Here is a 20878-nt window from a genome sequence, read left to right on the forward strand (position 1 = left end):
GGTTGCGGGAGGCCGGGCTGGGGCCGGGCCGGGGCGTCGCCATCCGCACCGGGGTCTCGCCGGAGGCGTTCGCCCTGCACATCGCCGCGCATGTGGCAGGGTGCCGGGTCGTGGGCGTCCGGCCCGGATATGCCGCCGGGCAGCTCGCGCAGGTGCTGGGGACGGGCGTCGATGCCGTGATCGCCGATGCTGCGACGCCGGACCTGACCGCGGCGGCGGGGCCGATCCCGGTCGTGCCGATCGGGAAGCTGATGAACGGGCGTCCGTCCTTCGACGTCCTGGGACGCCCGGACGACGTGGCGCTGCTGGCCTTCACCAGCGGCAGCACCGGGCGGCCGAAGGGCTGCGCGTTCACCTACCGGGCCCTCAGCGGGCACTGGGCCTGGCAGCCGGACGCCTGGGGCCGGGTCGCGATGGAGTTCGCCGCGGCGTTCGAGCGGTACATGCTGTTCGGGACGCTGGCGAGCATGGTCGTCCTGGAGTTCCTCGCGCCGTGCCTGCTGGGCGGCGGAACCGCGGTGATCCCCGAGGACGACGGCCGCCCCCTGTTCCCGTACGCGATCGAGCGCTACGGGATCACCGGGTCGATCGTGACGGTGCCGAGGCTCGGGCAGATGCTCGGCCTGCTGCGGGACGAGCCGGCCAACGTGGGGAGCCTGCGTGCGCTGATGGTGTCCGGGTCGCCGCTCGGCCCGCACCGGCTGGCGGAGGCGGTCGAGCGGCTCGGCCCGGTCGTCTACAACGGGTACGGGCAGACGGAGGCCGGTTCGGTGTCGATGCTCACGCCCGCCGACGGGATGTCGCCCTCGGTCGGGCGTCCCCACCCGGGTGTCGAGATCAGCGTCCGGGCGGGCGAGATCCAGCTGCGCAGCCCGTACATGATGGCGGGCTACTGGGACGACCCCGGGGAGACGCGGGACGTCCTGCGGGACGGCTGGCTGCGCACCCGCGACCTGGGCCGTCTCGACAACGATGGCCATCTCCACCTGGACGGCCGCGCTCGCGACGTGGTCATGGTCAACGCGATGGTCGTGTATGCGGGTCCGATCGAGCGGGTGCTGGCCGCGCATCCGGACGTCGCCGAGGCGTACGTGGCCGGGGCCCCCGACGAGGAGACCGGTGAGGCCGTGCACGCGTTCGTCGTCCCGGCCGATGGCCGCTCCCCCGACCACGCGGCGCTGAGGGCGCTCGTCCAAGGCGAATTGGGAGCCGACGGCGTGCCCCGGACGATCACGGTGGTGCCGGGGGTGCCCGCCGCCGCGAGCGGCAAGCCGGACAAGCGGGCGCTGCTCGCGGCGTACCCGCCCCGGCTCTGATCGACTTCTGAGATTCCGCGCCTTGACTGGGGGTTGAGCGTTCAACCACCTGGAGGGTGTCGTGCGAACTCAACCCCTGGAGTACCTGGTCATCGGCGCCGGCCCGGCGGGCCTGCAACTGGGCTGCTTCCTGGCGAAGGCGGGCCGGCGGTATCTGATCCTGGAGGCGGGCGAGGGGCCCGGCACGTTCTTCAAAACCTACCCCCGGCACCGCACGCTCATCTCCAACAACAAGAAGCACACCGGGACCGACGACCCGGAGCTCAACCTGCGCATGGACTGGAACTCGCTGCTGTCCGACGACCCTGAGCTCGTGTTCACCCGCTACAGCGACCGGTACTTCCCCGCCGCCGACGACTTCGTCCGCTACCTGGCCGACTTCACCGAACGCCACCGCCTGAACGTCGCCTACGGAACCCGGGCCGCGCACATCACGCGGGACGGGGACGGGTTCCATGTCACCGACGACCAGGGCGGCACGCACGCGGCCGAGCGGGTGATCGTCGCGAGCGGCTTCTCGAAGCCGAACGTCCCGCCCGTGCCGGGAATCGAGACGGCCGAGCTGTACGGCGAGCACTCCACCGACCCCCGCGCGTACGTGAACAAGCGCGTTCTGGTCCTCGGCAAGGGGAACTCGGCGTTCGAGACGGCGGAGAACCTGATCGAGACGGCCGCGGTGATCCACGTCGCCGGGCCGCACTCGGTGAAGCTCGCGTGGCGGACGCACTTCGTCGGGCACCTGCGCGCCGTCAACAACAACTTCCTCGACACCTACCAGCTGAAGTCGCAGAACGCGATCCTGGACGGCGAGGTCAGGCACATCGAGCGGCAGGCCGACGGCCGCTACCTGGCGACGGTGGCGTTCACCCGCGCCGACGAGGTCACCAAGGACATCCCCTACGACCACGTGATCGTCTGCACCGGGTTCCGGATCGACGCGTCCGTCTTCGGCGACGGCTGCCGGCCGGAGCTGACGATCTCCGACCGGTTCCCCGCGCTCACCCCCGCCTACGAGTCCGTCAACGTCCCCGGCCTGTACTTCGCCGGGACGCTGACGCAGTCGCGCGACTTCAAGCGCGGCACCAGCGGCTTCATCCACGGCTACCGGTACGGGGTGCGGGCGCTGCACCGCTTCCTTGAGCGGCGGTACCACGGCGTGCAGTGGCCCGGCCGGGCGCTGACCGCCGATCCCGCGGAGCTGGCGGCGGCGGTGCTGGCCCGGGTCAACCGCAGCTCCGGGCTGTGGCAGCAGTTCGGCACGCTCGCCGACATGATCGTCCTGGACGGGCGGGGCGGGGGCCGCTACCTCGAAGAGGTGCCGGCCGACGCCGGCGAGCCGCCCGAGGCCGCGCCCGGCGGCCACTTCACCATCACGCTGGACTACGGGCCCGACCACGACAAGACCGACCCGTTCGACATCTCGGTCGCGCGGATCAGGCAGAGCGACTCCGGGCGTGCGCACGAGGGCCACTACCTGCATCCGATCGTCCGGCACCACCGGGACGGCTCGGTCGTGGCCGTCCACCACGTCACCGAGAACCTGGAGAACGAGTGGACCTCGCAGGAGGTCCACGTCGAGCCGCTGCGGGCGTTCTTCGCCCGGCAGACCGCCGCCTCCACGGTGTGACCATGCGGTTCACCCTGCGGGAGGTCGAGGCCGCCGCCCGGGAGCGCCTCGACCCGGTGCACTACGACTACTTCGCGGGCGGGGCCGGCGACGAGGTCACGCTGCGCGCCAACGAGGCCGCGTTCGAACGGCTCGCGCTGCTCCCCCACGTCCTGCGCGGCACCGCGAAGCCCGAGCTGGGCGTCACGCTGCTCGGCGGCCGCGCGTCGATGCCCGTCCTCATCGCGCCGACCGCGTTCCACCGGCTCGCCGACCCCGAGGGCGAGCGGGCCACGGCGCGGGCCGCGGCCGCGGCGGAGACGATCATGATGGTGAGCATGGCGTCGACCGTCGCCGTCGGGGACGTCGCGGCGGCGGCGCCCGGGGCGCGGCTGTGGTTCCAGCTCTTCATCCAGCCCGACATGGCGTTCACCGAGGCGCTCGTCAGACGCGCGGAGGCGGCCGGGTGCGGCGCGCTCGTCGTCACCGCCGACTCGCCGGTCTTCGGCACGCGTGGGCGGGACGAGCGCAACGGCTTCCGCGACCTGCCCGATGGCCTGTGCTGCGAGAACATGCGGGACGGCGACCGGGTGCGTGAGATCGCCTTCTCCCCGGCGGTCTCGTGGGAGCACCTCGACCGGCTGCGGGAGATCACGTCGCTGCCGGTCGTGCTGAAGGGCGTCCTGCATCCGGCGGACGCGCGGGCGGCGCTCGACCACGGTGTCTCCGCCCTGTTCGTCTCCAACCACGGCGGACGCCAGCTCGACACGGCCCCGGCCGCCGTCGACGCCCTGCCGGAGATCGTGGACGCGGTCGGCGGAGCGGTCCCCGTCCTGCTGGACGGCGGGGTCCGGCGCGGCACCGACGTGCTGAAGGCGCTCGCGCTCGGCGCGGACGCGGTCGCGGTCGGCCGTCCCGTCGTCTGGGGCCTGGCGGCGGACGGCGAGCGGGGCGCCCGCCGCGTGCTCGGCCTGCTGCGCGCGGAGGTCGAGGAGGCGCTGACCCTGTGCGGCCTGGCCTCCGTCCGCGACCTGGAACCGGGCATGGTGCGGCGGCCATGGTGATCGCGCCCGTGGTGATCGCGGCCCTCGCCGCCGTGCTGGTGAGCCTGCCGTGGTGGCTCCCCGGCCGCGTCGTGGCGTTGCGCGGATGGCTGTTCGCCCGGATCAACGGGGACGAGGGCATCGCCGTCCCCGGTGACCTGGTCGGCGTCGAGCACTTCAGGGACGTGTACTCCCACCCGGCCGCCGGGGGCCGGAGCAGGGGCGCCGCCCTGTCGGACCTGTTCTGGTACTGGCTCTCGCCCGGCGCGCACGTCCACCAGGAGCATCTGGAGGCGGGCGAGCGGTACGACGAGGTCGCCCGCACCACCCGCCGGTTCCTCGCCGTTCCAAGATCGGATGTCGAGGAGCTGACGCGCCGCTGCGTCGCCCAGGTCATGCGCGAGGAAGCGACCGGAGTAAGGCTCGTGCGGCTGCGCGACCTGATGATGCCGGTCTGGGCCGCGTTCTACTACGAGCTGGTCTTCGGGGAGCCGTGCCCGCCGGCGGCCCGCGATCTGATCGTCGGCAACGCGGACGACGTCGTCACCGCGCTGAAGTGCTGCGGGCTACGGCATATGGACCGGCGCCGCCGCCTGACCCGCTACCTCGCCGGGCGGCTGGCCGACGTCCGGCACCCGCTCCCGAACGGCCTCTCCCCCGAGGAGCAGGCCTTCTACCTGCAGGGCACGTTCTTCAACACGGCGGTCGTCCAGATGTCGGAGGCCACGGCGCACCTGCTCATGGTCATGGCACGCCACCCCGGCGCCGCCGCGGCGGCGCTGGCCGACGACGACCGCGACCTCGACCAGGTGATCCAGGAGACGCTGCGGCTCTACCCGCTGTTCGGTATCGCGCACCGCATCACCACCGGCGACATCGACGCCGGCGGTGCCGCGACGATCCCCGAGGGCTCGGTGCTGTGCTTCTCCTATCCCGACTTCCATCGCGCCGGCCACGACGACCCCGGCCGCTTCGACCCCGGCCGCTTCGGGGACGGCGCGGCGGCCAAGGACATGAACCACATCCCGTTCGGCGTCGCCGCCAACCGGCCCTGCCCGGCGTGGCGGCTGGCGCCCATCACGATGCGCGTCGCGGCCCGCGAAGTGCTGCACCGCTGCGCGCTCGCGACGTCCGCCGAGCACACCCGGTCACTGCCCAGCCGAGGGCCCTGCCTGCTCGTCCCGCGCGGAGCCCCGGCCCGGTCACGGCGCGCGGCGCTGCTGTTCATCTGGACGCGCGACCGGGTCGAGGACGTGTCGCGCGGCCTCGTCCAGCTCGTCCTCGGCACCTACATGGTCTGGGACGCCCGCAGGCAGCGGCTCTGCGAACGTCATTTCGCCCGAGCGGAGGAGACCCATGCTCCATCTCGCGGCCCGTGATGATCCTGATCTTCGTGGCCTTCGCTTCCCGCCCGGAGGCGGGTCCTTCCCTCGCGGGTCGGTGTTCCTGGTTCAACGGGCCGTGCCTCCCCAGAAGATTCCGGGGCTGGACTTACCGGCCCTCCACAGGCGTTTTACCTCTCGGCGAGCCCCGCCGCGAGGATGTTCTTCGCCGCGTTGACGTCACGGTCGTGGCTCATGCCGCACTGCGGGCACATCCAGGACCGCACGTTCAGCGGCATCTTGCCGTTCACGTGCCCGCAGCCGCGCGTGGAGCACAGCTTCGAGGACGGAAACCAGCGGTCCACCAGCAGCAACTCGCGGCCGTACCAGCCGGTCTTGTACTCCAGCATGCTCCGCAACTCGCTCCAGGCAGCGTCGGAGATCGCGCGGGCCAGCGAGCGGTTGGCGAGCATGTTCCGAACCGTCAGGTCATCGATGGCCAGTGCTTGGTTTTCGCGTACCAGCCTCGTGGACAGCTTGTGCAGGTGATCCCGGCGCCGGTCGGCGATCCGCGCATGGATCTTGGCGACCCGCTGCCGGGCCCTGTTCCGGTTCGCTGACCCCTTCGCCTTGCGGGACATGTGCTTGCAAGCCTTGGCCAGCTTGCGGCGGTCGGCACGCTCGTAACGCGGGTTGGACACCTTCTCCCCGGTGGACAGGGTCACCAGGTACTCCAAACCGGCATCGAGCCCCACGCTCGCCCTGGTCGTCGGCAGAGCGGCGATGACCTCCTCCACAAGGATGGACACGAACCAGCGTCCGACCGGATCACAGGAAACCGTGACCGTGGACGGCCGGGCGCCCTCGGGGAGCGGGCGGTGCCAGCGGATCGCCAGCGGCTCGGACATCTTCGCCAGCGTCAGCCGCTCATCGCGGAAGGTGAAGGCGTTGCCGGCGAACGCCGCCGACCTGCGAGACTTCTTCCGGTTCTTGAACCGCGGGTACCGCGCCCGCTTGGCGAAGAAGTTGTTGAACGCGACCTGCTGAGCCCGCAGCACCTGCTGGAGCGGCACATTCGACACCTCGCGCAGGAACGACAGTTCGTCGTCCTGCTTCCAAGCGGTGAGCCACTTCGCCGTGTCCACGTACGAGGTGGCCATGCCTTCCTCGGCGTACCGGCGGGTGCGTTCGGCCAACGCCTTGTTCCACACCAGGCGCACGCACCCGAACGTGCGGTTCAGCAGATCCGCCTGCTCGGGGGTGGGATAGAAGCGGTACTTGTACGCCCGCTTCACCATCCGGCTCATGACTAACACGATACAGCATGATCATGTCAGAAGCCCACCTCACCGCAAACTCAAGACGGGTCTGCGACGATTTCGGTTCAAATTTAAAGGAGATTGTCCACTACTGACCGGACCTCTGGCCGCCGTCCGGCGGCGGTGGGAGCGTTGTCGCGTGGCCGATTCCACGAGTCCCGGCGCCCCGCCACGCCGGCTGCTGCTCGTCGAGGACGACCGCGAGCTCGCCCGGATGCTCGCCGCGCTGTTCGGCGATGAGGGCTACGCGGTCGAACAGGCGGCGGAGGGCCAGCGCGGGCTGCACCTCGGGCTGAGCCACCACTACGACGTGCTGATCATCGACCGCGGGCTGCCGGCGCTGGACGGCGTCGAGCTGCTGCGCCGGCTGCGCCGGCAGGGCGTCACGGTGCCGGCGCTGCTGCTGACCGCCGCCGGCACCGTCGCCGACCGGGTCGCCGGTCTCGACGCGGGCGCCGACGACTACCTGGTCAAGCCGTTCGACGTGGCGGAGCTGCTGGCCCGCGTGCGGGCGCTGCACCGCCGGCACCTCGACCTGGCCTTGGTACTGCCGCTCGGCGCGGGACGGCTCGAACCGCAGTCCCGGCTCGTCCGGTTGCCGACCGGGGAGCACGTGGAGCTGTCCGGCCGGGAGTCGCGGCTGCTGATGGCCCTCGCCACCCGGCCCCGCCAGGTGCACACGCGCGCCTCGCTCCTGCGGCGCGTGTTCGACGAGGCCCGGACGGAGTCGATCGTGGACACCTACGTCTACTACCTGCGCGGCAAGCTGGGGGCGGACATCGTCCGAACCGTGCGGGGCGTCGGCTACCGAGTCGGCGAACTGTGAGCCGGGCCCGCGGGCGCGCCGCCGTCCAGGCCGCGGGTGCCGCCATCGTGCTGCCCGCCGCACTCGGCGCGATCGCCTACCGTGCCGCCGCGTCCGGCATGGACGCCACCGCCCGGCGCAGGCTCCGGTGGGCGCTCGCCGCCGCGGGGGCCGCCCACCTGCCGGCCGCGCTGCTGAGCGGGCACCTCATCGCCCGCCGGAGGCTCGCGCCGCTGGACGAGGCGCTCGACCGGCGGCGGCGGTTCGCGGCCGAGGTGACCCACGAGCTGCGCGCCCCGATCGCCCGGCTGCACACCCGGGCCCAGCTCGCCGCCCGCGGGCTGCGCGCGGGAGCGGACGTCGCCGGGGAGATGGACCTGCTCGTCGCCGACACCGCACGGCTCGGCGAGGTGGTGGACGACGTGCTGCGGTCCGCCCGGCTCGACCGGCCGCGGTCCGGGGCCGGTCCGGTCGATCTCGCCGCGCTGGCGTCGGAGCTCGCGGCGTCCGAGCTGGTCCGGGCCGGGGAACGCGGCGTGACGATCGCGGTGTCGCGGCAGGGGCCCCGGCATGTCGTGCACGGCGCGGAGCCCGCGCTGCGGCGGCTGCTGTCCGCCCTGGTCGACAACGCGCTGGCGCACACCGGCCGAGGCGGTCACATCTGGGTGACGCTCTCCGGGACGCCCGCGAAAGTCGAGGTCACCGTCCGCGACGACGGCGACGGCCTCGATCCGGAGGACGCCGGACGGCTGTTCGCCGGGCACTCGCGCGACGGGCTGGGCCTCGCGCTCGCCCGCGAGGTGGTGGACGGCCACGGCGGCACGATCACCGCGGCCGGGCGTCCGGGCGCCGGGGCGGCGTTCACCGTCCGGCTGCCCGCCGCCTCGCGGTAGCGGCGCTCAGCTCTTCGGGGGGACGTAGGTCAGGCCGAGGTCGGCCGACACCTCGGTGAGCATCAGCTCGAACATGGGGGCGGCGTCGTCCAGGGCGAACTCCAGGTGCCCGAAGACCTCCAGGCTGACGTTGCCCTGGAGCCTGGTCCAGCACTTGAGGAACTGCTGGATCACGCCGAGCGGGAGGTCGACGCCGAGGACGCCGTCGCGGTAGCGGCGGAGCTGCTCGCGCAGGCCGGGGTCGATCTCGTCGTCGGCCGGCACCGGGAATGGGCTCTTCTTCCACAGCTCCAGGAACAGGGCCATGAACGTCCAGCCGAACTGCCGGGCGCACTCCTCGGCGAAGTCGACGTCCTCCTGGTGCCCGGCGCCGCGCACGGGGGCGCCGAACAGCAGCGCGTACTCGCGGGGGTGCGCCAGCGCCCAGCTGCGGAACTGCCGGGCCGCCGTCATGAACTTGCCGCTCATGTCGCCCGGCGGTACGTCCTTCATGGCCGCGTGCAGGTCGCCGGTCACGTCGTTGAACAGCTCGCCGACCAGGTGCCGGAGCAGCTCGCCGTGGCTGCCGAAGTAGCGGTAGAGCGCCGGGGCCGTCATGCCCATCTCGCGGGCGATGGCCCGCAGCGTCACCGCCTCGGGTCCCTCCTTGACGAGGATCCGCCGGGCGGTCTCGGAGATCTCCTTGACCGTCGCCGCGCGCAGCCGATCACGTCGCGATTCCACTCCGCCGCCCTCTTTCCCGGGGGTGCGCCGCCCGCGTCGCCGGGCCGCCCCTCGCATGATTCCCCAAAAACGCCCTTGACTAAAGCTAACGCCGTATGCGAAGTTAACGGCATTCGCAGTTTACAGTGTTCACGCTAGTTACTCAATGTCACCGAGCGGGGAGTACGCGTCATGTTCGATCGATGGGGAAGGTGGGTCCACCGGCGGCGGCGGTGGGTCCTCGCGGTCGCGGGCGCGGTGCTCGTGTTCGCCGCGGTGTGGGGGACGGGCGTCTTCGGCGCGCTGACCTCGTCCGGCGGCTTCGAGACGCCGGGCAGCGAGAGCGCCAAGGCCGCGCAGACCGCCGAGCACGACCTCGGCCGCGACGAGGCGGACGTCGTGGTCCTCTACCAGGGGAAGGCCACCGTCGACGACCCGTCCTACCGGGCGTCGGTCGAGAAGGCGCTGGCCGCACTGCCGTCGGACAAGGTCTCCAAGACCAGCACGTACTGGACGACCAAGTCGCCGCAGTTCGTCAGCAAGGACCGCACGGCGACCTACGCCGTCCTGCAGCTCGCCGGCGCCGACGACGGCGCGCGGAGCGACGGCTACAAGGCGATCCAGGACGACCTGACCAAGGTGGGCGGGGGCCTCACCGCCAAGGTCGGCGGGTCCGTCGGCGTCGAGACGGCGATCAACGAGCGCGTCTCGTCCGACATCGGGCGGGCCGAGGGCATGGCGATGCCGATCCTGCTGGTGCTGCTCGTGCTGATCTTCGGCGGGCTGGTGTCGGCGAGCCTGCCGCTGCTGATCGGCGGGCTGGCGATCCTCGGCTCGTTCACCGCGCTGCACGCGCTCAGCTACGTGACGGACGTGTCGATCTTCGCGGTGAACATCACGACGTTCCTCGGGCTCGGCCTCGCGATCGACTACGGGCTGTTCGTGGTGAGCAGGTTCCGCGAGGAGATCGCCCGGCACGGCGCCGGAGGCGTCCCGGGGGGTGTGGGGGGTCGCCCCCCCTCGGGAGGAACGGACGGCGACTCCGTCGAGGACGCGCTGGCCGCCACCATGGCCACGGCGGGGCGCACCGTCGCGGTCTCCGGCATCACGGTCGCGGTGTCGCTGTCCGGCCTGCTGCTGTTCGACCAGACCTTCCTGGTCTCGATGGGGTACGGCGGCATCGCGACCGTCTTCGTCTGCATGGCCGCGGCGCTGACCGTCCTGCCCGCGCTGCTGGCCGTCCTCGGGCCGAAGGTGAACGCGCTGTCGGTCCGGCGGCGCGGCGGGGCCGCCCGGTCCGATGGCTGGTGGGGACGCATCGCGCACAGCGTGATGCGCCGCCCGGTGATCTACGTGGTCGCGACCGTGGCGCTGCTGCTCGCCCTCGGCGCGCCGTTGCTGCGCATCAACTGGGGCGGCGTGGACGCCCAGGTGCTGCCGGGCGGCGCCGACGCGCGGGTCGTCAGCGAGTCGCTGGAGACGCGGTTCGCCCGCAACGCCACCAGCCCGATCGAGGCCGTGGTGACCGGGACGTCCGACCGGGCCGCGGTCCAGGCGTACGGGGCCCGCCTGGACGCGGTGCCCGGGATCACGGGCGCGGCGGTGACCGGCTCCGAGGGGACGACGACGCGGCTGGCGCTGACCTACGACGCCGACCCGAACTCGGGCGCCGCCCGCGATCTCGTCCAGCGGGTCCGGGACGTCCCGCCGCCCGCCGGAGCGCAGTCGCACGTCGGCGGCGTCACGGCCGACGTCGTCGACCAGCTCGGCAGCATCGGCGCCACCCTGCCGTGGCTGGCGCTGCTCGTCGGCGGCGTTACGTTCGTCCTGCTGTTCCTGGCCTTCGGGTCGGTGCTGCTGCCGCTGAAGGCGATCGTGATGAACATGCTGTCGCTGTCGGCCACCTTCGGCGCGGTCGTGCTGATCTTCCAGGACGGCCACCTGTCCGGCCCGCTGGGCTTCACCGCGACCGGCTCGATCTCCCCGGCCATGCCGATCCTGATGCTGGCCATGCTGTTCGGGATCTCGATGGACTACGAGGTGTTCCTGCTGTCGCGGGTCCGCGAGCAGTACGACCTGACCGGCTCCAACACCGCGGCCGTCGCGTCCGGCGTGCAGCGCACCGGCGCCATCATCACCAGTGCGGCGCTGCTGTTCATCGTCGTGATCGGGGCGTTCGCCACCTCCGGCATCACGTTCATCAAGATGACCGGGGTCGGGATGGCCATCGCCATCCTGCTGGACGCGACGATCGTCCGGGCGCTGCTCGTGCCCGCGACGATGCGGCTGCTCGGCCGCGCGAACTGGTGGGCGCCCGGCCCCCTCGCCCGCCTCTACGGCCGGTTCGGCATCAAGGAGGGCGACTCCGCCGCCCCGCCCCGGACCCTGGAACCCGTGGGCTGAGCATGCCCGGTGGCCGGCACGGCGAAGTGCCGGCCACCAATGCGTGCAAACCGCTTGTGATCTGACTCACCCGGCGCGAGACTGAACCTCATTCCACCGGCCGCGCCCCCGCGTGACGCCCACCGCGACGGCACCGCACCCGGCGGATCCCAAGAAACCACCCCGTCAGGGGCTGTTCCCTTTTGGAGGCACCATGTCCGCGCAGGTGATCACCGAAGCCGAGACGGCACTCGGGCACCTGGAACGCCTGACCGACGTTCTGCGCGCCGGCGGCTGGAGCGTCGAGGTCGCCGCACCCGCCGACCGCCGTCCCACCGCCCTCGTCGTCAACCCGAGCATGCGGGCGCTTCAGGAGAACGTCATCGCGGTGCGGGAGACGTCCGGAAGCGACTGGTCGTACTGCTACGGCTGGGGCGAGCGGATCGCACCGTGCACCGACCCGTCCGGCGCGGCCAGCACGCTCGGCCGCGTCCTCGCCGCCCACCGCGACAACTGAACCCGCCGAAACCTCAGGCCGACTTGCGGCTGCGGCTCTTCGCGGGCTCCTTCTTCGTGCCGGACTTCGAGGACGGCTTGCGCGCGGCGGGCTTCTTCTGAGCGGTGCCCTTGCCCGCGGCCGCCTTGCCGTCCTTCTCGCCGCGGCTCTTCTTGGCCGCCTCGACGCTGGCGCGCAGCGCGCTGAGCAGGTCCGCGGCGGGCTCCTCGTCGGCCTCCTCGGCGGGCCGGGCGACCTCCTTGCCCTCGATCTTCGCGTCGATCACCTGCTTGAGGGCCTCCCGGTAGGCGTCCTTGTACTCCGACGGGTCGAACTCCCCCTCCATCGACTCGATCAGCGACGTCGCCATCGACAGCTCCTGCTTGCGGATCTCGATGTCCTCGTCGAGGAACGCGAAGTCGGGGGCGCGGACCTCGTCCGGCCACAGCATGGTCTCCAGGACGAACACGCCCTCGCGGACCCGCAGCGTGGCGAGCGACTCCCGCTGCCGCAGCGCGACCTTGACGATCGCGACCTGGCCGGAGCTCTCCAGCGCGTCGCGCAGCAGCACGTACGGCTTGGCGCCCTGCTGGTCCGGCTCCAGGTAGTAGGACTTCGCGAAGTAGATCGGGTCGACCTCCTCGTTCTCCACGAACTGCAGGACGTCGATCCGCCGGCTGGACGACAGCGGCAGGTCGGCGAAGTCCTCGTCGGTGAGGATGACCATCTCGCCGCTGGGCAGCTCGTAGCCCTTGGCGATGTCGGAGTAGGGGACCTCCTCCCCGTCGACCGTGCACACCCGCTTGTACTTGATGCGCCCCCCGTCCTCCCGGTGCACCTGGTGGAAGGCGACGTCCCGCTGCTCGGTCGCCGAATAGAGCTTCACCGGTATGGTCACCAGACCGAAGGAGATCGCGCCCTTCCAGATACTGCGCATGATCCGTCCTTACCCAGCACGTTCCTGCCCCTAGCGTCGCAACCTCGTTCGATTTGCGCCAGAACGGGCCCTTGATCCTTTGCCGTGCGGCCGGACCGGGTAAGACGCCGGTATGACCATGCCGTGGCCCGTTGAGCCGATGATGGCCGCCACCGGGGACCTCCCCTCCGACGGCGGCGACTGGGGCCTGGAGCTCAAATGGGACGGGGTCCGCGTCCTGGCGCACGTCTCCGCCGACGGGGTGCGGGCCGTCGGGCGGCGCGGGAGCGAGGTGACCAGCCGGTATCCGGAGCTGTCCGCCCTCAGCGACCTGCTGCCCGACCACGACGTCGCGCTGGACGGCGAGGTCGTCGCCTTCGAGGAGGGGCGGCCCAGCTTCGAGCGCCTCCAGCGCCGGATGCACGTGAGCCGTCCCGACCCCCGGCTGACCCGCGAGGTGCCCGTCCGGTACGTGGTCTTCGACATCCTCTTCCTGGACGGGCACCTCCTGTTCGACATGCCGTACGCCGACCGCCGCTCGCTGCTCGACGACCTCGACCTGGCCGGAACCGGCCCCGTGGAGGTCCCCCCGTACCTGCACGGCGGCGACAAGTCGCAGGTGGACGAGCTGCTCGCCTTCACCCGCGAGCAGCAGCTGGAGGGCCTGCTCGCCAAGCGGCTCGACTCCCCCTACCGTCCGGGCCGCCGCGTCGACTTCTGGCGCAAGGTGAAGAACTTCATGACGCGCGAGGTCGTCGTCTGCGGCTGGAAGCCCGGCAAGGGGCGGCGCGAAGGCGGAGTGGGATCGCTGCTCCTCGGCGAGTACGACCTGAAGGGCCTGCTGGGGTTCGTCGGCCACGTCGGCACGGGCTTCACCGACCGCGCACTGGACGAGCTGTACGGGACGCTGTGGCCGCTGCGCCGTCCGACCAGCCCCTTCGACGAGCCCGTCCCGCGCGAGTTCGCCAAGGACGCCCAATGGGTTGAGCCCCGGCTCGTCGGGGAGGTCGCCTACAGCGCCCGCACCAGGGACGGCCGCCTGCGCTTCCCGTCCTGGCGGGGCCTGCGTGACGACAAGGACCCCCTGGAGGTCACGAGTGAGCAGTAAGCGGACGACCGTCGAGGTCGGCGGGCGGCAGGTCTCACTCTCCAACCTCGACAAGAGCCTCTACCCGGAGTTCACCAAGGGCGAGGTCATCGACTACTACGCCCGCATCGCCCCGGCGCTGCTGCCGCACCTGAAGGACCGCGCCGCGACCCGGATCCGCTGGCCGGACGGCGTCGACGGCGGCAAGTTCTTCGAGAAGAACGCGCCGTCCCACACCCCGGACTGGGTGCGGACGGCGACGATCCCGACGCCGGGCAGTTCGACGGGCCGCGACACGCTCGACTTCGTCGTCGTCGACGACCTGCCGACGCTCGTGTGGTGCGCGAACCTCGCCGCGCTGGAACTGCACGTCCCGCAGTGGAAGGTCGGGCCGCGCGACAAGGTGCACAGCCCCGACCTGGTCGTCTTCGACCTGGACCCGGGCCCGCCCGCCACGATCGTGGAGGCGTGCGAGGTGGCCCGCCTCCTCCGCGACGTACTCGCCGAGGACGGCCTGGACTCCTACCCGAAGACGAGCGGCAAGAAGGGCCTGCACCTCTACGTGCCGGTCAAGGAGCCCAGGCACCCCGAGCGGACGTCGGAGTACGCGAAGGCCGCCGCGCAGCGCCTCGCCGAGGAGCACCCCGAGCTCGTCGTGGCGAAGATGGAGAAGCGGCTGCGCAAGGGCAAGATCTTCGTCGACTGGAGCCAGAACAACCCCGCGAAGACGACCGTCGCGCCCTACTCGCTGCGCGCGGCGGGCCGCCCGTCGGTGTCGACGCCCATCACCTGGGACGAGCTGGAGGCGTGCGAGGACGCCGCCGACCTCGTGTTCGGCCCGGACGACGTCCTCACCCGCGTGGACAAGCACGGCGACCTTCTCAACCCGCTCCTGAAGGACCGGCAACCGCTTCCCTGACATTTCGCGTGCCCTATGTGTTCGAACCGGCACGCTCCGGCACCGGATTCCGTCACCATGGTCATAGGGGACACGACGCCGTGGCGGAAGGATGAACAGTTGGGGCAGAACCATCACTACGACGCAGTGGTGCTGGGCGGGGGGACCGCGGGGGAACAGGTCGCGACCGGGCTCGCACGCGCCGGGCGCGATGTCGCGCTCGTCGAGAACCGCCTGGTCGGAGGCGAGTCGGCGTACTTCGCGTGCGTCCCGTCCAAGTCGCTGCTGCTGTCGGCGCGGCGCGGCGAGACCTGGGAGATGGCCGTCGCCCGCCGCGACGAGCTGGCCCGGCGGCGCGGCGACGACTCCGCCGTCGCGCGGATGGCCGAGGACGGCGTGACCGTGCTGCGCGGCCGCGGCCAGATCCTCGAACCCGGCCGGATCGAGGTCGACGGCGCCGTGCACGGCTTCGGCGACCTGGTCGTCTGCACCGGCAGCGAGCCGGTGATCCCGCCCGTCGACGGTCTCGCCGACGTCCCGCTGTGGACGAGCGGCGAGGCGCTGTCGGTCCCCGACCTGCCGCGCCGGCTGGTGATCCTCGGCGGCGGCCCGGTCGGCTGCGAGCTGGCGCAGGTGTACGCGGCGTTCGGGTCGCAGGTCGCGCTCGTCGAGGCGTCCGGGCGGCTGCTGACCGCCGAGGCGCCGTTCGCCGGCGAGGTCCTCGCCGACGCGCTCCGCCGGCTGGGCGTCGACCTGCGGCTCGGCGCCGGCATCGGCAACGTGGAGCGCAAGGACGTCGGCCTCCGGCTCTGGCTCTCGGACGGCGGGACGCTCGACGCCGACCGCATCCTCGTCGCCGCCGGGCGCCGTCCGCGCGTGGACGGGCTCGGCCTGGAGAACCTCGGCATCGGCATCGCGCCCGGCCAAGGGATCCCCGTGGACGAGACGTGCCGGGTGACGTCCAGCGCGGGGGGTGTGTGGGCGGCCGGCGACGTCACCGGCATCGCCCGCACCTCGCACGCGGCCCGCTACCAGGCGCGGGTGGTGCTGTCGAACCTGCTCGGGCAGCGGCGCGAGGCCGACTACCGCGCGATCCCCCGCGTCGTCTACACGACCCCGACCGTCTACTCGGTGGGGATCTCGCCCAGCCGGGCGGGCGAACTCGGCATAGACCTCCTCACCGCCGGGTACGACCTCGCCTCGACGGCCCGGGCGGCGGTCGAGGCCGACGAGCGCGGCCGGGTGGAGCTGTACGCCGACCGCTCCAGCGGGCTGCTGGTCGGCGCCGCCGCGGCCGGACTCTATGCCGAGGAGTGGATGAGCGAGATCGCGCTGGCCATCCGTGCGGAGACGCCGCTGAGCCTGCTCGCCGACGTCGTCCACGCGTTCCCGACCTACGGCGAGTCCGTCGAGGCGCCGCTCCGGGAACTGGCCGGCCGGCTGTGAACGCCTAGAGGCTGTGAACGCCTGGAGGAGGACGCGATGAGCGAGACCGACGACCTGGAACAGCCCCCGCCCGACGACGTCGGCGGAGGCGGCGCGGCCACCGAGGCGAACGAGGCCGACGCGGCCGAGCAGCGGGCCGGGCTCGACGAGGCGGACGACCGCGTCGACCGGGCCCCGATGCCGGACGACGCCAACGAGGCCGACGCGGCCGAGCAGCGCCGCGAGGTACGGCTGGACGAGGACGACTACCGCTGACCCGCCGGCCGCGGCCGCACCGGTCCGGTCCACAGGCAGGAAGGTTTACCGAAAGATCGGGTCCGGGATGCGCCCGGTCCCGGCAGGAATACACTGACCTGCGCGAAGGAACGCCGGCGGGCCTCGCCCCGTGACCAACGGAGTTACTCGCGCGTAGGATGATGAGACTGTTCCCACGCGATGGACGACCCCCCATCCGTCGCACTATCGGTGATCGGAGAGTGTGGTGACCGCGACCCCGGACGCCCGCCCCCGTGGCACGAGGCTGCCGCGACTGGCGCGTCGCAAGCAGCTCCTCGGCGCGGCCCAGGAGGTGTTCGTCGCGCAGGGGTACCACGCTGCGGCGATGGATGAGATCGCCGAGCGCGCCGGCGTCAGCAAACCCGTGCTCTACCAGCACTTCCCGGGCAAGCTGGAGCTGTACCTGGCGCTGCTGGACGAGCACGCCGAGGCCCTGGTGAAGATCGTCCGCGAGGCGCTGGACTCCACCACGGACAACAAGCTCCGCGTGCAGGCGAGCATGCAGGCCTTCTACGACTTCGTGGCCGGCGACGGCGAGGCGTACCGGCTCGTGTTCGAGTCCGACCTGCGCAACGTGGCGCCCGTCCGGGCCCGGGTCGACCGCGCCAACCAGCAGTGCGCCGAAATGATCGCCCAGGTCATCGCCGAGGACACCAACGCCCCCGCCGAGGAGGCGCAGCTGCTCGGCATGGGCCTGGTCGGCATGGCCGAGGTCAGCGCCCGGTTCTGGCTGTCCCAGCACCGCTCGATCCCCAAGGACACCGCCGAGAAGATCATCGCCCGGCTCGCCTGGCGCGGCATCTCCGGCTTCCCGCGCACCTCCGACCAGGGCTGAGCCGTCCCGTCCGGGGCGTTCGCCCGCCGGCCCGCGTTCACCCACGGCACAACCGGCCGGCGGCACGTCCGGCGATCTCCGTGCGACCATCGGGGGGACGGGTCCGCCGGCGGTCGGCGGGACGCGCCCGAAGACGGGAGCAGCGCGTGCAGGTTCGCATCGGGGTCCAGAACGTGGCCAAGGAGCTCGTGGTCGACACGGGGCAGTCGGCCGACGAGGTGCAGAACGCCCTCGCCGAGGCGCTCGCCGAGCCGGACGGCGTGCTGGTGCTGAAGGACCGCCGCGCCGGGCGGATCGTCGTCCCGGCCCGCCGCGTCGGCTACCTGGAGATCGCCGAGGACGAGCAGCGCAGCGTCGGCTTCGGCACCCAGTACGCCTGAGCCCGCCGCGCCCGGCCCCGGGGGACTTTACCCCCGTTCCCACCCGCCTTGACCTGGGCTTTGTTTCATTCCGGCAGAAGGGGCATATCGATCTCCACCACGGGCCGGTCCGGCCCACGGAAAAGGAATGGATGATCGACATGCTCACGACGATCCTCTGGTTCATCGTCGTCGGTGCCGTCATCGGAGCCCTGGCCCGGCTGCTGGTGCCCGGCCGCAACCCGATCGGCATACTGCTGACGCTTCTGATCGGGATCGCCGGCGCCATCCTCGGCGGCGTCGTCGCCGACGCCCTCGGGGCCGGCACCCTCATCGCCTTCGTGTTCGCGGTGGTGATCGCCGGGCTCGGCGTGGCCGCGCTCACCTCGATGAACACCCGCGGCCACGGCGGCCGGCGAAGCGGCTGGCGGACGCGCCGCCGCACCTTCTGACCCGGGGCGCACCCCCGGACGCAAGCCCCCGCCGCCTGCAGGCGGGGGCTTGCCCCGTTCGGGGCCTGTCCGGATGTGGCCGCCCCAGCGGCACCTTCCGACCCGCCGGGACCGCCTTACCGCCCGGCCACATAACGCCTGGCGGGCATGGTCCGGAATAGATGAAAGCATGGAAACGTTAGACCTGGTGATCGGCTATTGGTGTATGCAACTGACGGTCGGTACACTGCGTCGCGGAGTGTGACCGCACGCAGGCACCATGAGTGACTGCTTTCAACCCCTGACTGCGGTCGCCGACAGATTTTGAGCAACGGCTGGTCCCTCCCGCGCGAGCGCGCGGCCACAGGAACGGCGGACACGCCCGCGAAGGCGGCGTCACGCCGGCGAGCCGCGCCGCACCCGGGAGCGGAGACCCCGCATATTGGAGGCTGAAAGCCCTGACTACCTTTCGTGAACTCGGGGTCGTCCCCGAGATAGCAGACGCCCTCGAAGCCGAAGGCATCGTGGAGGCGTTCCCCATCCAAGAGCTCGCCCTGCCGATCGCGCTGGGCGGCCACGACATCATCGGCCAGGCCCGCACGGGCACCGGCAAGACCCTGGCCTTCGGCGCCGCGCTGCTGCAGCGCATCGAGCACGGCGGCAAGGAGCCGCGCGCGCTCGTCGTCGCGCCGACCCGCGAGCTGGCCCTCCAGGTCACCGACGACCTGCTGGTCGCCGGCGGCAAGCTCGGCAGCCGCGTCCTGTCCGTCTACGGCGGGCGCGCGTACGAGCCGCAGATCAGCGCGCTGCGCGACGGCGTCGACGTCGTCGTCGGCACCCCGGGCCGGCTGCTCGACCTGGTCAAGCAGAAGCACCTCGACCTGTCCAAGGTCGAGATCCTCGTCCTCGACGAGGCGGACCGGATGCTCGACCTCGGGTTCCTGCCCGACATCGAGCGGATCATCGACCGCGTCCCGGCGCAGCGCCAGACGATGATGTTCTCGGCGACGATGCCGGGCGAGATCGTCGCGCTGTCGCGCCGGTACCTCACCCGCCCGACCAACGTCCGCGCCGAGTCGCACACCGAGTCGGACGCGACGCCGCAGGTCGTCCAGCACGTCTTCCAGGCCCACCAGATGGACAAGCCGGAGATGCTCGCGCGCCTCCTGCAGGCCGAGGGCCGCGGGCTGACGATGATCTTCTGCCAGACCAAGCGGGCCTGCGACCGGGTGGCCGCCGACCTCGCGCAGCGCGGCTTCGACGCCGCCGCCGTGCACGGCGACCTCGGGCAGAGCCAGCGGGAGCGGGCGCTGCGCGCGTTCCGCAACGGCAAGATCGGCGTGCTGGTGGCCACCGACGTGGCGGCCCGCGGCCTCGACGTCGACGACGTGACCCACGTCGTCAACTACGAGTGCCCGGACAGCGCCGACACCTACGTGCACCGCATCGGCCGGACGGCCCGCGCGGGCAAGGAGGGCGTCGCCGTCACCCTCGTCGACTGGAAGGACCTCACCCGGTGGAAGCTGGTCAACGGCACGCTCGGCCTGCCGTTCGCCGACCCGGAGGAGACCTACTCGACGTCCCCGCACTTCTTCGCGGCGCTCGGCATCCCCGAGGGCACGAAGGGGAAGCTGCCGAAGGAGCAGCGGAACGGCCGTGCCGGGCTGGACGCCGAGGAGCTGGAGGACATCGGCGAGACCGGCAAGGTCCGCAGCAACGGGCGCGACCGGGACCGCGACCGCGACGGTGAGCGGGAGCGCCCGCGGCCGCGCCGCCGCAAGCGCAGCCGGACCCGCACCCGCGCCGGGCAGCCCGTGGAGGCCGCCGCGACCGAGGGCGAAGCCGCCGCGGACGACACCGTCGTCGACGCGGTCGCCACCGAGCGCAAGCGCAGCCGGCCCCGCCGCCGCACCCGCTCCGGCAAGCCGGCGGCACCCGCCGCCGGGGCCGCCGAGGCGTCGCAGACCGCCTGACCGCGGCAGACGAGAAGCAGCCGCGAGACTTCCGTTCAGTCTCGCGGTTGCGTTTCGCCGCGGGCCCGCAGCGTGAGGGCGGCCCGCGGATGGTCGGTGATGAGGACGGCGACGCGCGGGTCGCGCAGGAACCGCCGCATCACGGGCTCGGCGTTGACCGTCCAGATCATGGCCGGGACTCCGGCGCGCCCGCACTGGCGCAGCACGCCGACGCGGGCGAGCCGGTGGTTGAGGGCGACCATGTCGGCGCCCGCCCGGCGGACCAGCCGCAGCGGCGCGAAGTCGTGCGCGGCGCCGCGCTCCCACAGGTTGCGGCCGACCGACAGCGCCGTCCGCACCCCGGGGAAGCTCTTCTTGATCTCCATGAGGGACGTCACCTCGCGGGTCGTCACCACGAAGTTCCCCGTCCCGAACGCCTCGACCGCGAGCGCCACGGTCTCGTGCTCGCAGCCGCGCTCCTTGAGGTCCAGATGCCCCATCGCCCGGCCCGCGATGATCTTCATGGCGTCGCCGACCAGCGGGACGGGCCGGTCCGCGAGCTCCTGGATCCGGTCGTAGGTCAGCCGGTTCAGCCGGAGCCCGCCGATCTCCGGGTCGTGGTGGACGACGAGCCGCCCGTCCCCCGTCCGCCGGATGTCGATCTCCACGTACTCGGCGCCGGACGCGGCGGCCTCCCCGAGACCCGCCACGCCCGCCTCGTCACGGCGGTGCGCGGAAATCGCGGGCGAGAGCACGCTGGCGACGCTACCACCGAAACTTTTTCACCCGAGCCC

The 20878-nt window shown here is 72.2% G+C and carries 20 protein-coding genes; 16 read left to right on the forward strand and 4 right to left on the reverse strand.

Going from position 1 to position 20878, the window contains the following annotated elements:
* From E1293_RS08490 to E1293_RS08505, 4 genes are all read left to right on the forward strand, one after another.
* Window positions 1-1316, forward strand: a 1316-nt coding sequence (locus E1293_RS08490; protein ID WP_132195625.1) for a class I adenylate-forming enzyme family protein, incomplete at its 5' end; no start/stop codon positions are given.
* A gap of 61 nt (window positions 1317-1377) precedes the next feature.
* Window positions 1378-2943: an NAD(P)-binding domain-containing protein gene (locus tag E1293_RS08495; RefSeq protein WP_243716099.1), complete on the forward strand. Its 1566-nt coding sequence runs from the start codon at window positions 1378-1380 to the stop codon at window positions 2941-2943.
* A gap of 2 nt (window positions 2944-2945) precedes the next feature.
* Window positions 2946-3986, forward strand: coding sequence for an alpha-hydroxy acid oxidase (locus tag E1293_RS08500; protein ID WP_132195627.1), 1041 nt, complete (start codon window positions 2946-2948; stop codon window positions 3984-3986).
* Window positions 3980-5344: a cytochrome P450 gene (locus E1293_RS08505; RefSeq protein WP_132195629.1), complete on the forward strand. Its 1365-nt coding sequence runs from the start codon at window positions 3980-3982 to the stop codon at window positions 5342-5344. The genes E1293_RS08500 and E1293_RS08505 overlap by 7 nt, the downstream gene beginning before the upstream one ends.
* Before the next feature lie 134 nt (window positions 5345-5478).
* Here the strand turns inward: E1293_RS08505 and E1293_RS08510 are convergent, their stop codons facing one another.
* On the reverse strand, window positions 5479-6594 hold the full coding sequence (locus tag E1293_RS08510) for an RNA-guided endonuclease InsQ/TnpB family protein (protein WP_132195631.1): 1116 nt from the start codon (window positions 6592-6594) through the stop codon (window positions 5479-5481).
* A 151-nt stretch (window positions 6595-6745) separates the two neighbouring features.
* Here E1293_RS08510 and E1293_RS08515 point away from each other — a divergent pair, with 151 nt between their 5' ends.
* Entirely contained in the window at window positions 6746-7432 is a 687-nt protein-coding gene (locus E1293_RS08515) for a response regulator transcription factor (RefSeq protein WP_243716100.1), read from the forward strand.
* Window positions 7429-8304 carry a sensor histidine kinase gene (locus E1293_RS08520; RefSeq protein ID WP_132195633.1) on the forward strand — a complete coding sequence of 292 codons (876 nt, stop codon included), beginning with the start codon at window positions 7429-7431 and terminating at the stop codon, window positions 8302-8304. The genes E1293_RS08515 and E1293_RS08520 overlap by 4 nt, the downstream gene beginning before the upstream one ends.
* A 6-nt stretch (window positions 8305-8310) precedes the next feature.
* On the opposite strand, the gene E1293_RS08525 is transcribed toward E1293_RS08520, so the two are convergent.
* The gene (locus tag E1293_RS08525) at window positions 8311-9027 is read right to left on the reverse strand and encodes a TetR/AcrR family transcriptional regulator (protein ID WP_132195635.1); all 717 of its coding nucleotides are present in this window, start codon (window positions 9025-9027) and stop codon (window positions 8311-8313) included.
* 171 nt (window positions 9028-9198) lie between these two features.
* On the opposite strand from E1293_RS08525, the gene E1293_RS08530 reads away from it, so the two are divergent.
* Entirely contained in the window at window positions 9199-11409 is a 2211-nt protein-coding gene (locus E1293_RS08530; RefSeq protein WP_132195637.1) for an MMPL family transporter, read from the forward strand.
* Between the two features lie 193 nt (window positions 11410-11602).
* A complete protein-coding gene (locus E1293_RS08535) occupies window positions 11603-11905 on the forward strand; it encodes a hypothetical protein (protein ID WP_132195639.1) in 303 nt (100 codons plus the stop codon).
* Window positions 11906-11918: 13 nt separating this feature from the next.
* Here E1293_RS08535 and ku read toward each other — a convergent pair whose 3' ends face one another.
* Window positions 11919-12821, reverse strand: coding sequence for a non-homologous end joining protein Ku (gene ku, locus E1293_RS08540; protein ID WP_132195641.1), 903 nt, complete (start codon window positions 12819-12821; stop codon window positions 11919-11921).
* 112 nt (window positions 12822-12933) lie between these two features.
* Between ku and ligD (E1293_RS08545) the strand changes: the two genes are divergently transcribed.
* The 8 genes from ligD (E1293_RS08545) (at window position 12934) to E1293_RS08580 (ending at window position 20105) form a co-directional block, all read left to right on the forward strand.
* The gene (gene ligD / locus E1293_RS08545; RefSeq protein WP_132195643.1) at window positions 12934-13908 is read left to right on the forward strand and encodes a non-homologous end-joining DNA ligase; all 975 of its coding nucleotides are present in this window, start codon (window positions 12934-12936) and stop codon (window positions 13906-13908) included.
* Window positions 13898-14806: a non-homologous end-joining DNA ligase gene (ligD, locus tag E1293_RS08550; protein WP_132195645.1), complete on the forward strand. Its 909-nt coding sequence runs from the start codon at window positions 13898-13900 to the stop codon at window positions 14804-14806. The genes ligD (E1293_RS08545) and ligD (E1293_RS08550) overlap by 11 nt, the downstream gene beginning before the upstream one ends.
* A 99-nt stretch (window positions 14807-14905) precedes the next feature.
* Window positions 14906-16231 (forward strand): dihydrolipoyl dehydrogenase family protein, encoded by a 1326-nt coding sequence (locus E1293_RS08555; RefSeq protein WP_243716101.1) that lies wholly within the window; start codon window positions 14906-14908, stop codon window positions 16229-16231.
* A 36-nt stretch (window positions 16232-16267) separates the two neighbouring features.
* Window positions 16268-16486, forward strand: a complete 219-nt coding sequence (locus E1293_RS08560; RefSeq protein ID WP_132195647.1) for a hypothetical protein — start codon at window positions 16268-16270, stop codon at window positions 16484-16486.
* 226 nt (window positions 16487-16712) lie between these two features.
* Window positions 16713-17342 carry a TetR/AcrR family transcriptional regulator gene (locus E1293_RS08565; RefSeq protein ID WP_132195649.1) on the forward strand — a complete coding sequence of 210 codons (630 nt, stop codon included), beginning with the start codon at window positions 16713-16715 and terminating at the stop codon, window positions 17340-17342.
* Between the two features lie 146 nt (window positions 17343-17488).
* A complete protein-coding gene (locus E1293_RS08570) occupies window positions 17489-17722 on the forward strand; it encodes a DUF3107 domain-containing protein (RefSeq protein ID WP_132195651.1) in 234 nt (77 codons plus the stop codon).
* A gap of 131 nt (window positions 17723-17853) precedes the next feature.
* The gene (locus E1293_RS08575) at window positions 17854-18153 is read left to right on the forward strand and encodes a GlsB/YeaQ/YmgE family stress response membrane protein (protein ID WP_243716102.1); all 300 of its coding nucleotides are present in this window, start codon (window positions 17854-17856) and stop codon (window positions 18151-18153) included.
* 503 nt (window positions 18154-18656) lie between these two features.
* The gene (locus E1293_RS08580) at window positions 18657-20105 is read left to right on the forward strand and encodes a DEAD/DEAH box helicase (protein WP_243716103.1); all 1449 of its coding nucleotides are present in this window, start codon (window positions 18657-18659) and stop codon (window positions 20103-20105) included.
* A gap of 35 nt (window positions 20106-20140) precedes the next feature.
* On the opposite strand, the gene E1293_RS08585 is transcribed toward E1293_RS08580, so the two are convergent.
* Window positions 20141-20839, reverse strand: coding sequence for a glycerophosphodiester phosphodiesterase (locus tag E1293_RS08585; protein ID WP_132195655.1), 699 nt, complete (start codon window positions 20837-20839; stop codon window positions 20141-20143).
* Window positions 20840-20878 lie beyond the last annotated feature (39 nt).

It is taken from the genome of Actinomadura darangshiensis (assembly GCF_004349235.1).
GTDB lineage: Bacteria > Actinomycetota > Actinomycetes > Streptosporangiales > Streptosporangiaceae > Spirillospora > Spirillospora darangshiensis.